This window comes from Tardiphaga sp. (genome assembly GCF_025356345.1).
Lineage (GTDB): Bacteria > Pseudomonadota > Alphaproteobacteria > Rhizobiales > Xanthobacteraceae > Tardiphaga.
Window position 1 is genome coordinate 1 of record NZ_JANXTC010000306.1, and the last position, 16623, is coordinate 16623.

18 protein-coding genes, 1 tRNA gene and 1 pseudogene are annotated in these 16623 nt (G+C 63.8%); 5 read left to right on the forward strand and 15 right to left on the reverse strand.

The window, feature by feature from the left end; genetic code table 11:
- From Q0S16_RS18720 to tuf, 8 genes and pseudogenes are all read right to left on the reverse strand, one after another.
- Window positions 1–132 (reverse strand): annotated as a pseudogene (locus tag Q0S16_RS18720) (50S ribosomal protein L11); the annotation flags it as partial.
- Between the two features lie 153 nt (window positions 133–285).
- On the reverse strand, window positions 286–816 hold the full coding sequence (gene nusG, locus Q0S16_RS18725) for a transcription termination/antitermination protein NusG (protein ID WP_295851298.1): 531 nt from the start codon (window positions 814–816) through the stop codon (window positions 286–288).
- A gap of 14 nt (window positions 817–830) precedes the next feature.
- Window positions 831–1022 carry a preprotein translocase subunit SecE gene (secE, locus tag Q0S16_RS18730; protein WP_295851301.1) on the reverse strand — a complete coding sequence of 64 codons (192 nt, stop codon included), beginning with the start codon at window positions 1020–1022 and terminating at the stop codon, window positions 831–833.
- A gap of 330 nt (window positions 1023–1352) precedes the next feature.
- A complete protein-coding gene (locus Q0S16_RS18735) occupies window positions 1353–1640 on the reverse strand; it encodes a hypothetical protein (RefSeq protein ID WP_295851351.1) in 288 nt (95 codons plus the stop codon).
- Entirely contained in the window at window positions 1610–1963 is a 354-nt protein-coding gene (locus Q0S16_RS18740) for a zinc-binding dehydrogenase (RefSeq protein WP_295851304.1), read from the reverse strand. The genes Q0S16_RS18735 and Q0S16_RS18740 overlap by 31 nt, the downstream gene beginning before the upstream one ends.
- Window positions 1964–2068: 105 nt before the next feature.
- Window positions 2069–2371, reverse strand: coding sequence for a hypothetical protein (locus Q0S16_RS18745; protein WP_295851307.1), 303 nt, complete (start codon window positions 2369–2371; stop codon window positions 2069–2071).
- Between the two features lie 319 nt (window positions 2372–2690).
- Window positions 2691–2766, reverse strand: a tRNA-Trp gene (locus Q0S16_RS18750).
- A 135-nt stretch (window positions 2767–2901) separates the two neighbouring features.
- On the reverse strand, window positions 2902–4092 hold the full coding sequence (gene tuf, locus Q0S16_RS18755; RefSeq protein WP_295851309.1) for an elongation factor Tu: 1191 nt from the start codon (window positions 4090–4092) through the stop codon (window positions 2902–2904).
- 178 nt (window positions 4093–4270) lie between these two features.
- Between tuf and Q0S16_RS18760 the strand changes: the two genes are divergently transcribed.
- The gene (locus Q0S16_RS18760; RefSeq protein WP_295851313.1) at window positions 4271–5494 is read left to right on the forward strand and encodes a serine hydrolase domain-containing protein; all 1224 of its coding nucleotides are present in this window, start codon (window positions 4271–4273) and stop codon (window positions 5492–5494) included.
- 165 nt (window positions 5495–5659) lie between these two features.
- Here the strand turns inward: Q0S16_RS18760 and Q0S16_RS18765 are convergent, their stop codons facing one another.
- Together Q0S16_RS18765 and Q0S16_RS18770 are read right to left on the reverse strand one after the other, a co-directional pair.
- The gene (locus Q0S16_RS18765; RefSeq protein WP_295851316.1) at window positions 5660–6427 is read right to left on the reverse strand and encodes an SDR family oxidoreductase; all 768 of its coding nucleotides are present in this window, start codon (window positions 6425–6427) and stop codon (window positions 5660–5662) included.
- A gap of 160 nt (window positions 6428–6587) precedes the next feature.
- Window positions 6588–7331: a histidine phosphatase family protein gene (locus tag Q0S16_RS18770; protein WP_295851320.1), complete on the reverse strand. Its 744-nt coding sequence runs from the start codon at window positions 7329–7331 to the stop codon at window positions 6588–6590.
- Between the two features lie 138 nt (window positions 7332–7469).
- On the opposite strand from Q0S16_RS18770, the gene Q0S16_RS18775 reads away from it, so the two are divergent.
- Window positions 7470–8255 (forward strand): SDR family oxidoreductase, encoded by a 786-nt coding sequence (locus Q0S16_RS18775; protein WP_295851324.1) that lies wholly within the window; start codon window positions 7470–7472, stop codon window positions 8253–8255.
- A 27-nt stretch (window positions 8256–8282) separates the two neighbouring features.
- Here the strand turns inward: Q0S16_RS18775 and Q0S16_RS18780 are convergent, their stop codons facing one another.
- The 4 genes from Q0S16_RS18780 to Q0S16_RS18795 form a co-directional block, all read right to left on the reverse strand.
- Complete coding sequence (locus Q0S16_RS18780; protein WP_295851329.1) at window positions 8283–9446, reverse strand: MFS transporter; 1164 nt, start codon at window positions 9444–9446, stop codon at window positions 8283–8285.
- A 176-nt stretch (window positions 9447–9622) separates the two neighbouring features.
- Window positions 9623–10531, reverse strand: coding sequence for a DMT family transporter (locus tag Q0S16_RS18785; protein WP_295851332.1), 909 nt, complete (start codon window positions 10529–10531; stop codon window positions 9623–9625).
- 172 nt (window positions 10532–10703) lie between these two features.
- Window positions 10704–11765, reverse strand: coding sequence for a phosphotransferase family protein (locus Q0S16_RS18790; RefSeq protein WP_295851335.1), 1062 nt, complete (start codon window positions 11763–11765; stop codon window positions 10704–10706).
- Window positions 11766–11790: 25 nt separating this feature from the next.
- Window positions 11791–13029 carry an acyl-CoA dehydrogenase family protein gene (locus Q0S16_RS18795; RefSeq protein ID WP_295851338.1) on the reverse strand — a complete coding sequence of 413 codons (1239 nt, stop codon included), beginning with the start codon at window positions 13027–13029 and terminating at the stop codon, window positions 11791–11793.
- A gap of 235 nt (window positions 13030–13264) precedes the next feature.
- Between Q0S16_RS18795 and Q0S16_RS18800 the strand changes: the two genes are divergently transcribed.
- Together Q0S16_RS18800 and Q0S16_RS18805 are read left to right on the forward strand one after the other, a co-directional pair.
- The gene (locus Q0S16_RS18800; protein WP_295851341.1) at window positions 13265–13912 is read left to right on the forward strand and encodes a TetR/AcrR family transcriptional regulator; all 648 of its coding nucleotides are present in this window, start codon (window positions 13265–13267) and stop codon (window positions 13910–13912) included.
- Window positions 13913–13991: 79 nt separating this feature from the next.
- The gene (locus Q0S16_RS18805; RefSeq protein WP_295851343.1) at window positions 13992–14690 is read left to right on the forward strand and encodes a YkgJ family cysteine cluster protein; all 699 of its coding nucleotides are present in this window, start codon (window positions 13992–13994) and stop codon (window positions 14688–14690) included.
- Window positions 14691–14696: 6 nt separating this feature from the next.
- Here the strand turns inward: Q0S16_RS18805 and Q0S16_RS18810 are convergent, their stop codons facing one another.
- A complete protein-coding gene (locus Q0S16_RS18810; RefSeq protein ID WP_295851345.1) occupies window positions 14697–16199 on the reverse strand; it encodes a 4-amino-4-deoxy-L-arabinose transferase in 1503 nt (500 codons plus the stop codon).
- A 200-nt stretch (window positions 16200–16399) separates the two neighbouring features.
- On the opposite strand from Q0S16_RS18810, the gene Q0S16_RS18815 reads away from it, so the two are divergent.
- On the forward strand, window positions 16400–16623 hold a 224-nt coding region (locus tag Q0S16_RS18815), incomplete at its 3' end, for a GIY-YIG nuclease family protein (protein ID WP_295851348.1).

The window sequence follows — 16623 nt, forward strand, 5'->3', positions numbered from 1 at the left end:
CGCGTTGAACGCCTTGCAGAATTCCATGATGTTGAGGCCGCGCTGACCAAGCGCGGGACCGATCGGGGGCGAAGGATTCGCCGCACCGGCCGGCACCTGAAGCTTCAGGTATCCGGTCACTTTTTTTGCCATGTGTCACTCCTGTTGTGCCGGCGCGAGGCCGGCGGTTGCAGGTACCGTGGTTGGGTCGACGAGCGGCTGGCAACCGCCCTCTTCCTCCCACAGCGCTCATGCGAAGATGTGCTTCGCACTTTCGTCACGCGAAGCGCGCTTCGCGTATTACGATCAGACCTTTTCGACCTGACCGAATTCCAGTTCGACGGGGGTGGCGCGACCGAAGATCGACACCGCCACCTTGACGCGCGAACGCGCCTCGTCGATTTCCTCGACCACACCGGAGAACGAGGCGAACGGGCCGTCGGCCACGCGGACGTTCTCGCCGATCTCGAACGACACCGACGCCTTCGGGCGCTCCACGCCTTCCTGCACCTGGTGCAGGATGCGCATCGCCTCGGGCTCGGTGATCGGCATCGGCTTGTTTTCGGCGCCGAGGAAGCCCGTGACCTTCGGGGTGTTCTTGATCAGATGGAAGGCTTCGTCGGTGAGCTTCATCTTCACCAGCACGTAGCCCGGGAAGAATTTTCGCTCGGCATCGATCTTGCGGCCGCGGCGCACTTCCGTGACCTTCTCGGTCGGCACCAGGATCTGCTCGAACAGGTCTTCCAGGCCCCGCTGCTTGGCCTGCTCCTTGATCGACTCCATGACCTTCTTTTCGAAGTTGGAGTAGGCGTGAACGATATACCAGCGCATGCTCATAATTCAGTTCCGAGTTAGTGAATGCCGAGCAAAAAGGTGACCAGCAGGCGGATGATCTGATCCGCCGCAAAGAAGAAGACCGAGGACAGCGCCACCATCACGAACACCATGATGGTCGTGATCATGGTTTCGCGACGCGACGGCCACGAGACCTTGTTGGTCTCGGTGCGCACTTCCTGCAGGAATTTGAACGGGCTGAACGCCATCGTTTACTGTCCGCATCCGTCGTGAGACGACTGTTAGGTTTCGGGAATCCGAACAGCCCTCTTGCGCCCAGCCCTCTTCCGAGGAATGAGCCGCCAAGCGGGCTCTTTTGTTTCGGGAAATCAAAGCCGCGTCGGAAGTCCGTCTAAGCGGGCCGACAGCGAGTGCAGCTTTGTAGGGCGGCCCGGGCAAAAGGTCAAGATGGCCGCAATCGGGCAAACTATCGTCAGGTCCATGCACGCCGCCCCGGGCCCTCGAGAAGACGGCCCGGGCTCCTCGACCGAGGACAGCCCGGGGCGATACGCCCCATTCACCCCATGCAGGGCGCTCTTTTACCGGCCCGGTCGCATCACCACCTCGATGACGCGGTCCTGCTTGTCACGGAACTTACGGTACATTTCGGGGGCTTCCTCAAGGCTCGCCTGGTCAGCGACGACGAAACTGGGATCGATGTCGCCCCCCTCGATTCGCGCCAGCAGCGGCCTGGTATAGGCCTGCACACGGGTCGGTCCGATCTTGATGGTCAGTCCCTTGCTCATCGCCGCGCCGAGCCGGATCTTGGCGCCCATGCCGACATAAACGCCGGGGATTAGAGAACGTGCCGGGCTTGCGGACGCCATGATCGCCTGCCGCGGCACATGGACGCGATCGGTCGCCAGAAGGTGGCCGCCTTGCCCCTGTCCAGCACGGCGTCGATCGCGCCATGACCGGCCACCTCGGCGCCCACCGCGTCGTTGCAACTGTCCAGCCCGCGCTTGTCGGTGCGTTTCATCAACTCGTCATGGACGTCGGTTTGCGAAAAATTGATGGTCTCGGTGCCGCCGACCTCGGCCATCGCGAGCCGCTCCGGCACGTCGTCGATGGCGATCAGCCGCCCTGCCCCGAGCATGAGGGCCGAGCGGATCGCAAACTGCCCGACCGGGCCGCGGCCCCAGATCGCCACCGTATCGCCGTCCGGGATCTGGGCAAGCTATCGAAAAAACAGCCTTCGCTAATTATTAGCGAAGGCTGTTTCAATCTCGTTTAGACGATCAGAGACCCGCGATGGTCAGTTGCCGAACTTGTCGCAGCGCTCGAGCATCTTGCTGGTGATCGTCCATTCCTTGCTCTCATCGAACGTGGCGTCCTCAATGGTGCACTCGGTGCCATCCTCATCGACGACCTTGAGATCCCAGGTCCCGTCCGAGACATTGCGCAAGGTGAATTTCTTGCCGGCATCGATGGTGTCCTTGCGCAACTGATCGGGACCCCATTCGGATGACTTGCTCTTCGAGACGTACAATTCGTGGATGTCGTATTTGGATTTGTTGTTCACCGTCAGATCGAAAGCCAGCGCTGATTGAGCGGACAAGCCAACAACAAGCAGAGCCCCGAAAACGCGATTCATTAGATATTCCCCATGCAATAAAGGCGCGATATAGACCGGCGCCAAGCAGCAATACAAGAAGCGGCACAGTTAAACACTCGCCGACTGTGGCTAGCGCTCAAAACAGGACGACATCGTTGAGGCTAGACTGATCGGCGTTACCCGACGGCGACACGGATCACCGTATCCCGCAATTCGCTCGTGACGGCATGATCCTCTGCGAGGACGACGGGCACTGGTTGGCGTCGATTAGTCGTCGGCGCCGATGCCCGGGCGCAAGCCGGAGCTAAGCCATTGAAATCATTGGCAGGGGCGGTAGGGCTCGAACCTACGACAACCGGTTTTGGAGACCGGTACTCTACCAACTGAGCTACACCCCTACGGAAACGGCAACGTAACCGTTTCGCGCCGTTTGAAGCATAGACGGCGCCTGATTTGCAAGAGGGGAATGAAAAGGCGGAAGGCGAATGGAGGGCAAACTGCCCGCCATCCGCCTCCCGCCCTGTTTTCCCGATTTATTCGATAATAGAGGCCACCACGCCGGCACCCACGGTCCGGCCACCTTCGCGGATGGCGAAGCGCAGGTTCTCTTCCATGGCGATCGGCACGATCAGGTGCACTTCCATGTCGATGTTGTCACCCGGCATCACCATTTCGGTGCCCTCGGGCAGATGCACCACACCGGTCACGTCGGTGGTGCGGAAGTAGAACTGCGGGCGATAGTTGGTGAAGAACGGGGTGTGACGACCGCCCTCTTCCTTGGTCAGGATGTAGGCCGCGGCCTTGAACTTGGTGTGCGGCTTCACCGAACCCGGCTTGCACAGCACCTGGCCGCGCTCGACGTCTTCCCGCTTGGTGCCGCGCAGCAGCGCGCCGATGTTGTCGCCAGCCTGGCCCTGATCGAGCAACTTGCGGAACATTTCAACGCCGGTGACGATGGTCTTCTGGGTGTCCTTCAGACCGACGATCTCGATTTCCTCGCCGACCTTGACGATGCCGCGCTCGACGCGGCCGGTGACGACGGTGCCGCGACCCGAGATCGAGAACACGTCTTCCACCGGCATCAGGAACGGCTGGTCGATCGGGCGCTCCGGCTGCGGGATGTAGGAATCCACCGCTGCCATCAGTTCGATGATCGCGTCATGGCCGAGCTTGACGTCCGAATTCTCCAGCGCGGCCAGCGCCGAGCCCTTGATGATCGGAATATCGTCGCCGGGGAAATCGTACTTGGAGAGAAGTTCGCGAACTTCCATCTCGACCAGTTCGAGCAGTTCCGGATCGTCGACCATGTCGCACTTGTTCAGGAACACGACCAGCGCGGGCACGCCGACCTGGCGCGCCAGCAGGATGTGCTCGCGGGTCTGCGGCATCGGGCCGTCGGCGGCGGAGACGACGAGAATGCCGCCATCCATCTGCGCGGCGCCGGTGATCATGTTCTTCACATAATCGGCGTGGCCCGGGCAATCGACGTGGGCGTAATGGCGGTTGGCGGTCTCGTATTCGACGTGCGCGGTCGAGATCGTGATGCCGCGGGCCTTTTCCTCAGGCGCCTTGTCGATCTGGTCATAGGCCGTGAACGTCGCACCGCCGGATTCCGCCAGAACCTTGGTAATCGCCGCCGTCAGCGACGTCTTGCCATGATCGACGTGACCGATCGTACCGATGTTGCAATGCGGCTTGTTACGTTCAAACTTTGCCTTGGCCATGATCCACCTTGTTTAGCCACGCCCCTGCGTGGGCTTCGAACCGGCGGCTGGTTACTCAAGAAAACGCCGCTGTTCAAGGGTGAACTTGCCTGCCATTCTCGTCAGACCATGCCGGTCACGCCCCCTATGTAGTCCGGCCAACGACAAGATCAATCGCAAGACATCCGGGAGACCATTCATGACAGTTCAAAGTGCCATCCAGCAGGCCCCTGCTCCACACACCCCCGAATTGCCGCGAGCCCGGCCGGAAACTCTGGGGCTGTCATCCGCCCGTCTGGCCAGGATGTCGGACGCGTTCAAGCGCGAGATCGACAAGGGCACCACGCCCGGCCTGACCATGCTGGTGGCGCGGCGCGGCCAGATCGGCTTCTTCGAGGCGTTCGGCCAGCAGGGCCCCGCGGCCGGCCCGGCGATGGCCACCGACAGCCTGTTCCGGATCTTCTCGATGACCAAGCCGATCGTCTCGCTGGGCATCATGCAACTGGTCGAGGACGGCCATCTGCTGCTCAACGATCCGCTCGCCAAATACATTCCCGAATTCGCTGAGACCCGCGTGGGCGTCGAGCGCAACGGCGCGCTCGAACTGGCGCTGCCGCTGCGTCCGATGACCATCCAGGACCTGCTGCGGCACACGTCGGGCATTGCCTATGAGATCACCGGCAACGGCATGGTGCAGCGGATGTACCAGAAGTCGAATCTGCGCGACCGCCACATGAGCAATGCCGAACACGCCACAATGGTCGCCGGCCTGCCGCTGATCTGCCAGCCCGGCACCGAGTGGAATTACAGCCGCTCGACCGATATTCTCGGCCGGGTGATCGAGGTGATTTCGGGCCTGTCGCTCGGCGCCTTTCTCACCGAGCGAATCCTCGCGCCGCTGCGGATGACCGAGACCGGCTTTCATGCCGCGATCGAGCACAAGCACCGCATCGCACAGCCGTTCCCGATCGATCCGTGGACCGGCGAGAAGGTGGCGCTGTTCGATCCGCTGGAAATTCCCACCATGCAGTCCGGCGGCGGCGGCCTGGTTTCGACCACGATGGATTATGCGCGGCTGTGCCAGATGCTGCTCAACGGCGGCACACTGGACGGCGCCCGCATCATCGGCGCGAAGACGCTGGCCTTCATGGCGTCGAACCATATCGCCGCGGGCGTGAAGGTGGAGAGCCATCTGCTGCCGCCGGGCCACGGGTTCGGCCTCGGCTTCGCGGTGCGCACCGATGACGGCATGGCACCGTTCGCGGGCTCGCGTGGCCAGTTCTTCTGGAGCGGCGTCGCCGGCACCTTCTTCTGGATCGATCCGGTGGAACAGCTGTTCGCGGTGTTCATGTCGCAGGGCCCCGGCCAGCGCGAATATTTCCGTACCATGATCCGCAGCCTGGTCTACGCGGCGGTGGAGTAGCAGGCTGCGTTCCCCGGGCGCGATGCAACACGCAGTGGTGCATCGCAGAACCGGGGCCCCGGTGCTTGTCAGGAAACCGGGATCCCGGATCTGCGCAGCGGCGTGAAGAACGCCGCAGCGCGTCCGGGACACGCGGCGTTCGCGCCCCGGAACGACAGTATTGCCTCAACTGATCGTGGCGCCGCCGTCGATGACCAGCGACTGGCCGGTCATGAAATTACCGGCCGCGGATCCCAGGAACACCGCGGCGCCGGCGATCTCGTCGGGAATGCCGATGCGCAGCAGCGGCGAGCGCGCGGTCGCCGATTTCAGCGTGTCGGGATTGTCCCACAGCGCCTTGGCGAAATCGGTCTTGATCAGGCCCGGCGCGATGCAGTTCACCCGCACATTGTGCGGGCCGTATTCACAGGCGAGGTTGCGCGCCAACTGCATGTCGGCGGCCTTGGAAATGCAATAGGCGCCGATGCTGGTGGATCCCTTCAGCCCGCCGATCGACGACACGATGATGATCGAACCATCCTTGCGCGCGATCATGTCGGGCACCACCATGCTGGTCAGCCAGTTGTTGGCGACGATATTGTTGCTCAGGATCTTGTTGAACTGGTCGTCGGAGATGCCGGCGAGCGGCCCGTAATACGGGTTCGAGGCGGCGTTGCAGACCAGCACGTCGATCTGGCCGAAGGCGCGCTTGCTCTCGTCGACCAGATTCTGAAGATTTTCCTTGCTGGAGATATTGGCGGCCACCGCCAGCGCGGTGCCCTTGCCGAAGCGATCGTTGATCTCCTTCGTCACCTGATCGCAGACATCCTGCTTGCGCGACGACACCACGACCTTGGCGCCGTGCTCGGCCATGCGTTCGGCAATCGCGCGGCCGATGCCGCGCGTCGAGCCGGTGATGACGGCCACTTTTCCGGTCATGTCAAACAAGGTCATGCGTTCTCTCCCATTGTGCCCGGCGCTTCAACGCGGCGGTTTTGTTTTAGTATATCCCTGTCATTGCGAGGAGCCGTTGCGACGAAGCAATCCAGAACCCGCAGAGTTTGTAGCTCTGGATTGCCGCGTCGCTGTGCTCCTCGCAATGACGATTACGGCGTCATGCCAGCTTGGTTGTCGACGTCGCGACTTCCGGCCCGGCCGGCTGATGCATCGCGGCATGCGAGGCGTCGGCGATCCACGGCTGCTGGTTGACCATCGGAATCCGCCAGCCGGCATGGCCGTCGCTGGCGAGATGGTCGAGCCGGGTCACCGAGCAATTGTCGATGGTGAAGGCGAGGCCGCGGTCCGGCTGGTCGTTGAGCGCGAGACCGATCGCCGCCTTGATGGTGCCGCCATGCGCCACCGCGATGATGTCCTGTCCGGCATGGCTGATATTGATGCGCTCGATGGCGCGCCGGACGCGGCTGTAGAGATCCATGAAACTTTCGCCATTCGGCGACGGCTCGTCGATCGGCGCGAACCAGTAGCTGCCGACATTGATCGGACGGCTGGCGAAGAACGCCGCGCGGTTCAGGCCCTGCCAGTCGCCGAGGTGCTGCTCGGCGAGTTCCGGCTCATGCCGCATCGACTCGGGTTTCGGAAAACCCGCGGCCCAGATCGCATCCGCGGTCTGGTGCGTGCGTTTCAGATTGCTGGAAAACCACGCCGCCCGGCGCGGCAGGATTTTACTCACCGCATTGAATACCACCTGATCGGTGCAGTCGCAGTCCATGTCCTTCTGGCCGTAGATATTGCCGCCATCATTGCGAACCGGCGCGTGGCGCACCCACCACCATCGTGTCGCAACGACGCCCTTGGGAACGGTGTGCTGCGCCACGAATGGTTTTTCGGAATTGGACATCGCATTCACCCTTCAATACTGTTTCATCACTGGTACGTCAGAGCGTGCAGGGCCTCAAGCCTGATTGCCTGACGATACGCGAAGTTGAATTCCATCTGGCGGCAAGCCGCTCAAATAACAATCAACAGGGAGAAAACCATGGGTCGGCTCGAGGGCAAATCCGTCGTTATCACCGGCGCCGGCAGCGGCATCGGTCGCGCCGCCGCCGTGATGTTCGCCAAGGAAGGCGCCAAGCTGATCGTGGTCGACCGCAGCGACAGCGTGCAGGAAACCGCGAGACTGGTCGGCGCGGCCGGCGGCACCATCGAGGCCGTGATGGCCGATGCCGGTTCCGAGAGCGATGTGAAGGGCTTCATCGACAAGGCGATTTCAAAATATGGCCGGCTCGATGCGATCTGGGCCAATGCCGGCGTCTCGGGCGGGCTGGTACCGTTGCTCGACCAGACCGTCGAACAGTGGCAGGAAATCCTGCGCATCAATCTGATCGGGCCATTTCTGGCGATCAAGCATTCGATGCCGCAGATGATCGCACAGAAATACGGCTCGATCGTCTGCACCGCCTCCGTCGCGGGCCTGAAGTCCGGCGCCTCCGGCCATCCTTACGCGGCCAGCAAGGCCGGCGTCATCAGCCTGGTGCAGACCACCGCCTATTCGCTATCCGGCACCGGCGTGCGCATCAACGCGGTCTGCCCCGGCCTGATCGAGACCGGCATGACCAAGCCGATCTTCGACAATGCCCGCGAACGCGGCACCGATGGCAAGATCGGCCAGCTCAACCCGCTGAAGCGGGCCGGCCAGCCCCATGAACTGGCGGCGATGGGATTGTTCCTCGCCAGCGACGACGCCTCCTATGTCAACGGCCAGGCGATTCCGGTCGATGGCGGACTGACGGCCTCGATGCCCTATTCCGGCAGGCCGGTGTGAGGGGTACGACGGCGGGTAACGCGCCCGTCACGCAGGGCGCGCTGCGACGGCAGGGCTGAACAGCACTGCGAACGCCGAAGCGGTATGGATTGCAACACCGACAAAAATCGGTGTTGCATAGCCGCCGGTCAGGTCGCGCAACACCCCCATCGCGGCCGGTCCGCAGGCATTGATGACGCCGCTCACGCCCATCGAGAGGCCAAGCACGACGCTGAACGCATTCGGCGCGAATTCACGATGCACGATCAGCGCCGGCAAGGTGATCAAATTTCCAATCGAGAAACCGAATATTGCACAGCCGAGAAACAGCGCGTCCCGGTTGCTCGATTGTCCAATGATGACGAGGGCCAAGGCCTGGCCGAGAATCGACAGCGCAGCCGCGCGACGCGGGTTGATGCGATCCACGAACAGACCAAGAATGATCCGCCCCGCGAGTGCCATCGCGGTGGTCAGTGAAACCGCACCGCCCGCCTGCTGAAATCCGATCCGCGGCGTCAGGATCGCGAGTTGATGCACGATGAAAGCGACCTGGACGAACAGCGCGGCGGCGAACGGCGCCGTGACCGACCAGAAGCCGGCATCGCGCAGCAATTGCAGACGTGACAAGGACGCAGATGACAGCGCGGTGGTCGCGACCGGCCGCTCGTGGACCCGCGGATAGCGAAGGACAATTGCGGCGATCGGCGCCAGCACGATCACCATGACGGCTGCCGCCCCCCACAAAGCATGCCTAAACCCGATGGAAGCGACCAGCAGGACCAGCCCCGGCACAAGCGCGATGCCGCTGCAGGTCGCGCCGGTGAAGGTAAGGCTGATCGCCAGTCCGCGCTTGCGGTCAAACCACGCGCCGATGATGGCCGCGGCCGTGACAGTCCCCAGACCGACCCAGGCCAGGGCCAGCACCATGAAGCCCGCATAGAGCCGCACGACCGTGCTCGCTGATGCCAGCACCAGCAGAGCCGCCGCCAGCGCGGCGATGCCCGCCAGCATTAGGCGACGGGGACCGATCCAGCCCAGCAGGTCGCTGACAAAAATCGACAGCAGCGATCCCAGTACCAGGCAGAGCGTGGTCCCGGTCGCGATCAGCGCCGTCGGCCAGTCGTTGAGGCGACGCAGCTCGGTGAGATAGACGCCCTGGCCATGAAGGCCGAAGCCGAACATCGCCAGTTCAACCAGAAACAAGGCGGCCACGACCCGCCATCCACGATAGGCCGGGGATTGCTCGTCGAGTGCCGCTGTCCCCGCCATGCCCCACCTGCCACCTGTCCGCACCGCGGCGTTCCACCCGCCGCATAAATTCTACCTAAGATTGCGTGCGACGCCTATTGACCGACGGACATTGCGATCGCAAGAATAATTACGACGCGTCACAATCCGTCGCGCAAGCTGGAAACACTGGTCGCCAGCGGGCGGTTGCGGACGCGCTCGCGGTGGAAAGCATAGATGCCGGACAGCACGATGATGCTGGCGCCGACCACCATGGCGCCGTCGGGCGTATCTCCGAACACGAGATAGCCGAGCAGCATCGCCCACAGCAGTTGCGTGTAGCGAAACGGCGCCACCGCCGAGATGTCGCCTGCCCGCAGCGCCAGGATGATGCACTGGTAGCCGATCAGCACCAGCACTGCCGCGAGCGCCAGCAGCCCGAGCGCCGCGCCGGAAGGCGCCGTCCAGCCGCCGAGCGGAACCATCAGCACGCCGCCCACGACCGTCACCACAAGGGTAGTCAGAAAGGTGACGAACAGCGCCGGGATCTCGGCGGGGATCTGCTTGGTGGCGATATCGCGCAAGGCATAAAACGCGACCGAGACCAGCGCCAGCAGGGCGAACTGGTCGAATCCCTCGGCGCCTGGCCGCACGATGATCAGGACGCCGACAAAGCCGGCGGCGATCGCCAGCCAGCGCCGCCATCCCACCGGCTCGCCGAGGATCAGCATGGCACCCAGCGTGATCGCCAGCGGCAGCGACTGGATGATCGCCGACACATTGGCCAGCGGCAGATGCGTGATCGCCGCCAGAAATAGCATCGTGCCGCCCACCTCCCCGCACATCCGCAAAGCCACCGGCATTACGAACAGGGTGCGAAGCGGTCGCATCGCGCGGCGATGGGCGGCAAGGGCTCCGATCAACACGCAGGCGAACATCCCGCGCAGCAGGATCAACTCGCCGAAATTCATCTGGACGGTGAGGAATTTGGAGATCGCATCGGTCACGCTGAAGGCGGCCATGGCCGCAGCCATCAGCAGGCTTCCGCGCAGGTTGGGAGAGAGGAGCAAGGCGATTTCCGGATCGGTTTTAACGGCCGGTGCTTCCTTCTCCCCTTGTGGGAGAAGATGACGCGGACGAAGCCTGCGTCGGATGAGGGGTAGACACGGAGCTAAATACGACCCCTCACCCGTCCGCGCTGTCGCGCGGCCATTCTCTCCCACAAGGGGAGAGGAGACCAAACTATTTTGCGCCGGCTTTCTGGGCGTATTCCCACGACGCCTTGGCCAGCGGCACGGTGCGCTTGACCGACTCCATCGCCTTGGCCGATGACGCCGTGCCATCGCGGATACGGCCGGCGATGCCCTGCAGAATACCGGCCAGCCGGAACAGATTGTAGGAATAGTACCAGTTCAGGTCGGGCACGGTGGTGCGGCCGGTCGCCTTGCAATAGATCTCGGCGGCCTCATCCATGGTCGGGATGTTGAGCTCGGCGAAATCCAGACCGGCGAGACCCGGCATCGTCCACTGCATCAACAGATAGGTGAAGTCGGCCATCGGATCGCCGAGGGTCGATAGCTCCCAGTCCAGCACCGCCTGCACCTTCGGCTGCGTGGCGTGGAATACCATGTTGTCGATGCGGTAGTCGCCATGCACCACCGACACCCGCTCCTGCTGCGGCACGGTGGTCGGCAGCCACGCCATCAGCCGGTCCATTTCCGGAATCGACTGCGTCTCCGACGCCTTGTACTGCTTGGTCCAGCGATCGACCTGCCGGGCAAAATAATTGCCCGGCTTGCCGAAATCGCCGAGCCCGATGGCCTCGGGATCGTACATGTGCAGCTTCGCCAGCGTCTCGATCTTGTCGACAAAGATCGGCCGGCGTTCTTCCCTGGTAAGCTGAGGCAGCGCCGGATTCCAGAAGATGCGGCCCTCTTCCATCGACATGATGTAGAACGCCGAGCCGATCACACCGTCATCGGTGCACAGCGCATAGGCCTTGGCCACCGGAAAGCCCTGCTTGCCCAGCGCCGCGATCACCTTGAATTCGCGATCGACGGCGTGGGCGGACGGCAGCAGCTTTCCGAACGGCTTGCGCCGCATCACATAGGCCCGCCCCGGCGTATTCAGCCGATATGTCGGGTTGGACTGACCGCCCTTGAACTGCAGGACGGTCAGCGGTCCCTGATAGGCTTCGACGTTTTCCGTCATCCAGGCGTCAAGGCGGATCTCGTCAATGCGATGACGCTCCTCCACCGGCTTGGTGCCTGAATAATCGTCGTCGTTTCGCACGGCTTCCGTCACGGGGCTACCTCGTCAGTGCTTCAACTCAGTGCTTGGCCGGAGCGTTCGCATATTTGCGAAGCTCGAGCCGGGCAATGGCACGGTTGTGGACCTCGTCCGGACCGTCGGCAAGGCGCATGGTGCGCATCGACGCATAGTCGCGGGCGAGACCGGCATCGTCGGACACGCCGGCGGCGCCATAGGCCTGGATCGCCTGGTCGATGATCTTCAGCGCCATGTTGGGCGCCGCGACCTTGATCATGGCGATTTCGAGCTGCGCGCTCTTGTTGCCGACCTTGTCCATCATGTCGGCCGCCTTCAGGCACAGCAAGCGGTTCATCTCGATGTCGGTGCGGGCCTCGGCGATGCGCTGCTCCCAGATCGAGTATTCGATGATCTTCTTGCCGAACGCGGTGCGTGACGACAGCCGCTTGACCATCTTCTCCAGCGCTTCCTCGGCCTTGCCGATGGTGCGCATGCAGTGATGGATGCGGCCCGGACCAAGACGGCCCTGCGCGATCTCGAAGCCGCGACCCTCGCCGAGCAGGATGTTGCCGACCGGAACGCGGACATTGTCGAGCAGCACCTGGCCGTGGCCGTGCGGCGCATCGTCGAAGCCGAACACCGGCAGCATCTTCTCGATGACCACGCCCTTGGCATCGGACGGCACCAGGATCTGCGACTGCTGCTGATGCTTTGCCGCCGACGGATCGGTCTTGCCCATTACGATCATGATCTTGCAGCGCGGGTCGCCCATGCCCGACGACCACCACTTGCGGCCATTGATGACGTATTCATCGCCGTCGCGCACGATCGAGGTCTCGATGTTGGTGGCATCCGACGACGCCACCGCGGGCTCGGTCATCAGGAAGGCGGAACGGATCTCGCCATTCATCAGCGGCTTCAGCCACTTCTGCTTGTGCTCCTTGGAGCCGTACCGCATGAACACTTCCATGTTGCCGGTATCGGGCGCCGAGCAGTTGAACACTTCCGACGACCAGCCGACATGACCCATCTGTTCGGCGAGCAGCGCGTATTCGAGATTATTCAATCCCGCACCGTGGAATTCATCATCCTCATGCGACGACGGCGGCATGAACATGTTCCAGAGCCCTTCGGCCTTGGCCTTGGCCTTCAGCTCCTCGACGATCGGAATCACCTTCCAGCGCGCGCCTTCCTCGTCCTGCTGCCGATAGATCGGCTGCGCCGGGCGCACATGCTTTTCCATGAACGAGGAAACGCGGTCGAGCCATTCCTGCTGACGGGTCGAGAGATTGAAATCCATGGAGCGTTCCTCACCTTTTTTCAGATCGAATTTGGCGGCACTGTTGTCCCGCCGATCCACATCCGCAAGATGTTTTTGCTATTGTTGCAGTGCGGGCAGGACCGGCGCGACGATGGCCGCGGAATGCCGATATGCCCCGCGGCACGTTGACATTCCCAGCCTGTCAAACGATAGTTTCATACACGCGTTTGAAAAGCAATCGTGCCGTTCCGCGCCCGGCGCATAGGCCCACCCCATGGCAGCAGACCACACCCGGACGGCGATCCTTTCCGCGGCCGAGCGGCTTTATGCCGCGCGCGGCTTTTCCGACGTGACGATGCGCGACATCGTCGCCGCGGCCGACGTCAACCTCGCGGCGGTGAACTATCATTTCGGCAGCAAGGACGAATTGATCGCCGAACTGTTCGTGACGCGCAGCCTCGCCACCAACCGCGAGCGGCTCAATGAATTGAAAGCCGCCGAGCAAGCGGGCGACGGCCGCGCCTCGATCGAGGCGATCTTCGCCGCCTTGGTAGGTCCGACGCTGCGCGGCTGCCTCGGTCCCGACCGGCAGCGCTCCGACGCCGCGCGCTTCATGATCCGCGCCTCGATCGAATCGATCGCGCCGATCCGCAAGATCAAGAACCGCGAGGTCGATCATCTCAAACGCTTTGCCGCGGCGATGCGCCGCGCGTTGCCCGACCATGCCGACGCCGATCTGTTCTGGGGGCTGCATTTCGCCCTGGCGATGGCGCACCAGACCATCCGCGACGGCGAGCGGCTGACCAAGATGTCCGACGGCCGCTGCGACCTCAACGACGTGCAGGGCATCATCGACCGCATCGTCGGGGTGTCGGTACTGACGCTGACCGGGCGACCGACGCGGGCGAAGGCGCGCGCCTGAGCCCGTGGCCCCCGTGTCAGATTGACCGTGACGCGCGGCCGATTCGCGGGCTATGCCGGGCACGACCGGGACAGCAAGCATGAGCGCGCAACAAGCCATCGACTTCGTGGCGGATGAGATCGAGGGCGTCGGCACCCTGATGCGCTCGCTTTCCGGCCGCTACGAGGCGATCTTCACGAATTTTCGCGCCGCCTGCGACGTCACGCTGGCGCAGGCCGGAACCCTGGCCGAGGCCGCGCGCGACGTCTCCGCGATCGTCGATGCGGCTTCCGCCAGCCTGCGCGCGCACATCCCCAACCAGCCGGCGATGGCTTGCAGCAGCGGCTGCAGCGCCTGCTGCCACCTTCATGTCCAGGTGCCGCCCGGCATCGCCACCATGATGGTCGCGCATATCGCCGCGCAGTTTTCATCCGAACGGCGCGACGCGCTGCATCAAAAGCTGCTTGATGCGGCGGCCGCCGCCGGCGCGGCCGCCGATCCGGCACAGTTGCGGCGCCGCTGTGCGCTGCTCGGCGACGACAATCGCTGCTCGGTCTATGAGGTCCGGCCGCTGACCTGCCGCGCCTTCACCTCGAAATCGGTGGCGCGCTGCCATGACGTGGTGTTCGGCGAGGTCGCGGCCGGCAGCGGCGTCGAACAGAACGCGGCGCATTACCGCCTGCATATGGAAGCCACCTTCGCGCTGGAACAGGCGGCACGAAACCGCGGCCTGCCGGACGCGCAGAAGGGGCTGGCTCAGGCGCTGCTCGATGAATGGCCGCATGACCGCGGCGCGTGACCGCGCTCAGAGATCGATCCGGGTCAGCACATCATTGAGCAGGAATGTCGTGGCCGGGGCTGGATCGCAGCTTCCCTTGCGCGCATAAATGCAGACCTTCGCGTCATAGAACATCGCGCAACGGCCCTCACGAAAATCCGGCGGCAGTTCGGAGGCCATCGATTGCCGCGCCAGCATGCGGTTGAAGCCCGGCTGCGCCCGTAAGGTGGCCGCGGCGGCGCCGACGCCAACCGCCGGATCGCGCGCGTCGAACGAATAGACCGGCACCGCCCCCGCGAGCCGCTCGCGCCCGACCAGCATGAAGAACGGGATTTCGTACAGCGCCAGGCCGCACATTTCGCGATCATGGCGGAGTTCGCCCGCCAGCGTTGCCGCGCCGATGCCCCGGCTCCAGTAAGACGCAAACGGTCCGGTCGCAGCAAGGCCCGCGGAGACCAGCAGCCACAGGCCCAGCCCGAGCGGCAAGGCCCGGTTCGACCAGCCGGGCCGCCGTTTGAGCTGCGCGATCCAGTCCGCCGATCCCAGCGCCGCCAGCAGCACCAGCAGCGCCCCCGACAGGAAGATGAAGCGGTGTTCCTTGTGGCTGATCAGGCTGTGAAACAGCAGATTGACCAGCGCCACCCCAAGCAGCCATGGCGCGCGGCGCCAGCCGCGCCAGACCGCCAGCGCCAGCGGCAGTATCGCCACCGACCACAGCACCACCAGATTGCCGAGATATTCGCCGAAGGGATGCCCGCCATAGGCTTCGCTGGCGCGGCCGTCGAGCAGGTTGGACCGGATATTGGCGATCAGCCAGGCGAAGGGGGCCGTGCCCTGCAGCGCATCGATGCCGCCGGCCAACGCCAACACCATGGCCGCGCCGAATCCCAGCGGCAGCAGCCGGCGCCAGTGCCGCCACGACGTGGCGGCCACCAGCACCGCCACCGCCGGCGCATATTGAAACCGGCAGACAAAGGCCAGCGCCAGCAGCATGCCCGCGGCAGCGAGCTGCCGCCGGGTCGGCGCCAGCTCCGTCAGCAGCCACGCCGCCGGGAGGATCGCCGCGGTGGCCAGCGGCTCGCCCAGCGTATGCGGCGCGAAGAACACCAGCTCGAACCAGATCCCGGTGACGAAGGCCGCGACCACCGCGTGCAGCCGCGAAATCCGCGCGCCGAACAGCCAGCCGCTGGCGACGATCGACAGCGACGCGATTGCTGTGGCGAGCCGCGGCCCGACAAAGCCACCCGCGCCGCCGGGCGCCAGCCAGTCACCCAGCGCCATCGGCGCCGCCAGCAGCGTCGGCAGCGCCCAGCCGCGGATGCCATGCCGCCATTCCCAGGAGATGATGGAATCATGACCCAGCACCCGCCAGGCCGGCTCCAGCCATTGAAAGATTTCATCGGGTGCATAGGCGTTGGGCCAGAACGCCAGCGGCAGCCGCAGCAAGGCGGCCAGCATCAGAAGCCACCACAGCGGATGCACGCGCGCGGCCGGCGCGGAGGCGACGCCGCGGGCAGCGGTGCTCGTCATCGACGCTCCCCCATCCATTTGCATCCCGCCATCGACCGTCACAGGCTGGCCGGTTTATGCTGCCCTGCCCGTTAAAATGCGGTTAGCCGGGCGAGATGGGCCCCGCGCGCCCGCGTTTTCGCAGGCACCATCGAAATGCTCGACACTTGCAAGCAAAATCGCCAGCGGTAGGCTATCGGCGATCAACCGGGGCGCGAGGCATGGCGGACATCGTTTATATTCTGACGAACGAGGCGATGCCTGGCCTGATCAAAATTGGCTGTACCAATGGCGAGCTGGCTTCAAGGATAAGGCAACTTTATTCGACTGGAGTGCCTCTGCCATTCGAGCTTTTTTACGCGTGCGAAGTATCAAACTGCGCCATCGTCGAGGGCAAACTTCACGATGCCTTCGGCGATCATCGTATCAGTAAGGGACGTGAATT

Coding starts and splice junctions, on each gene's coding strand:
- Q0S16_RS18735 (WP_295851351.1), bottom strand. CDS start 1,640: ATGGCGTCCGCAAGCCCGGCACGTTCTCTAATCCCCGGCGTTTATGTC.
- tuf (WP_295851309.1), bottom strand. CDS start 4,092: ATGGCCAAGGCAAAGTTTGAACGTAACAAGCCGCATTGCAACATCGGT.
- Q0S16_RS18775 (WP_295851324.1), top strand. CDS start 7,470: ATGGGTCGGCTCGAGGGCAAATCCGTCGTTATCACCGGCGCCGGCAGC.
- Q0S16_RS18795 (WP_295851338.1), bottom strand. CDS start 13,029: ATGGATTTCAATCTCTCGACCCGTCAGCAGGAATGGCTCGACCGCGTT.
- secE (WP_295851301.1), bottom strand. CDS start 1,022: ATGGCGTTCAGCCCGTTCAAATTCCTGCAGGAAGTGCGCACCGAGACC.
- Q0S16_RS18800 (WP_295851341.1), top strand. CDS start 13,265: ATGGCAGCAGACCACACCCGGACGGCGATCCTTTCCGCGGCCGAGCGG.
- Q0S16_RS18770 (WP_295851320.1), bottom strand. CDS start 7,331: ATGTCCAATTCCGAAAAACCATTCGTGGCGCAGCACACCGTTCCCAAG.
- Q0S16_RS18805 (WP_295851343.1), top strand. CDS start 13,992: ATGAGCGCGCAACAAGCCATCGACTTCGTGGCGGATGAGATCGAGGGC.
- Q0S16_RS18760 (WP_295851313.1), top strand. CDS start 4,271: ATGACAGTTCAAAGTGCCATCCAGCAGGCCCCTGCTCCACACACCCCC.
- Q0S16_RS18765 (WP_295851316.1), bottom strand. CDS start 6,427: ATGACCTTGTTTGACATGACCGGAAAAGTGGCCGTCATCACCGGCTCG.
- nusG (WP_295851298.1), bottom strand. CDS start 816: ATGAGCATGCGCTGGTATATCGTTCACGCCTACTCCAACTTCGAAAAG.
- Q0S16_RS18810 (WP_295851345.1), bottom strand. CDS start 16,199: ATGACGAGCACCGCTGCCCGCGGCGTCGCCTCCGCGCCGGCCGCGCGC.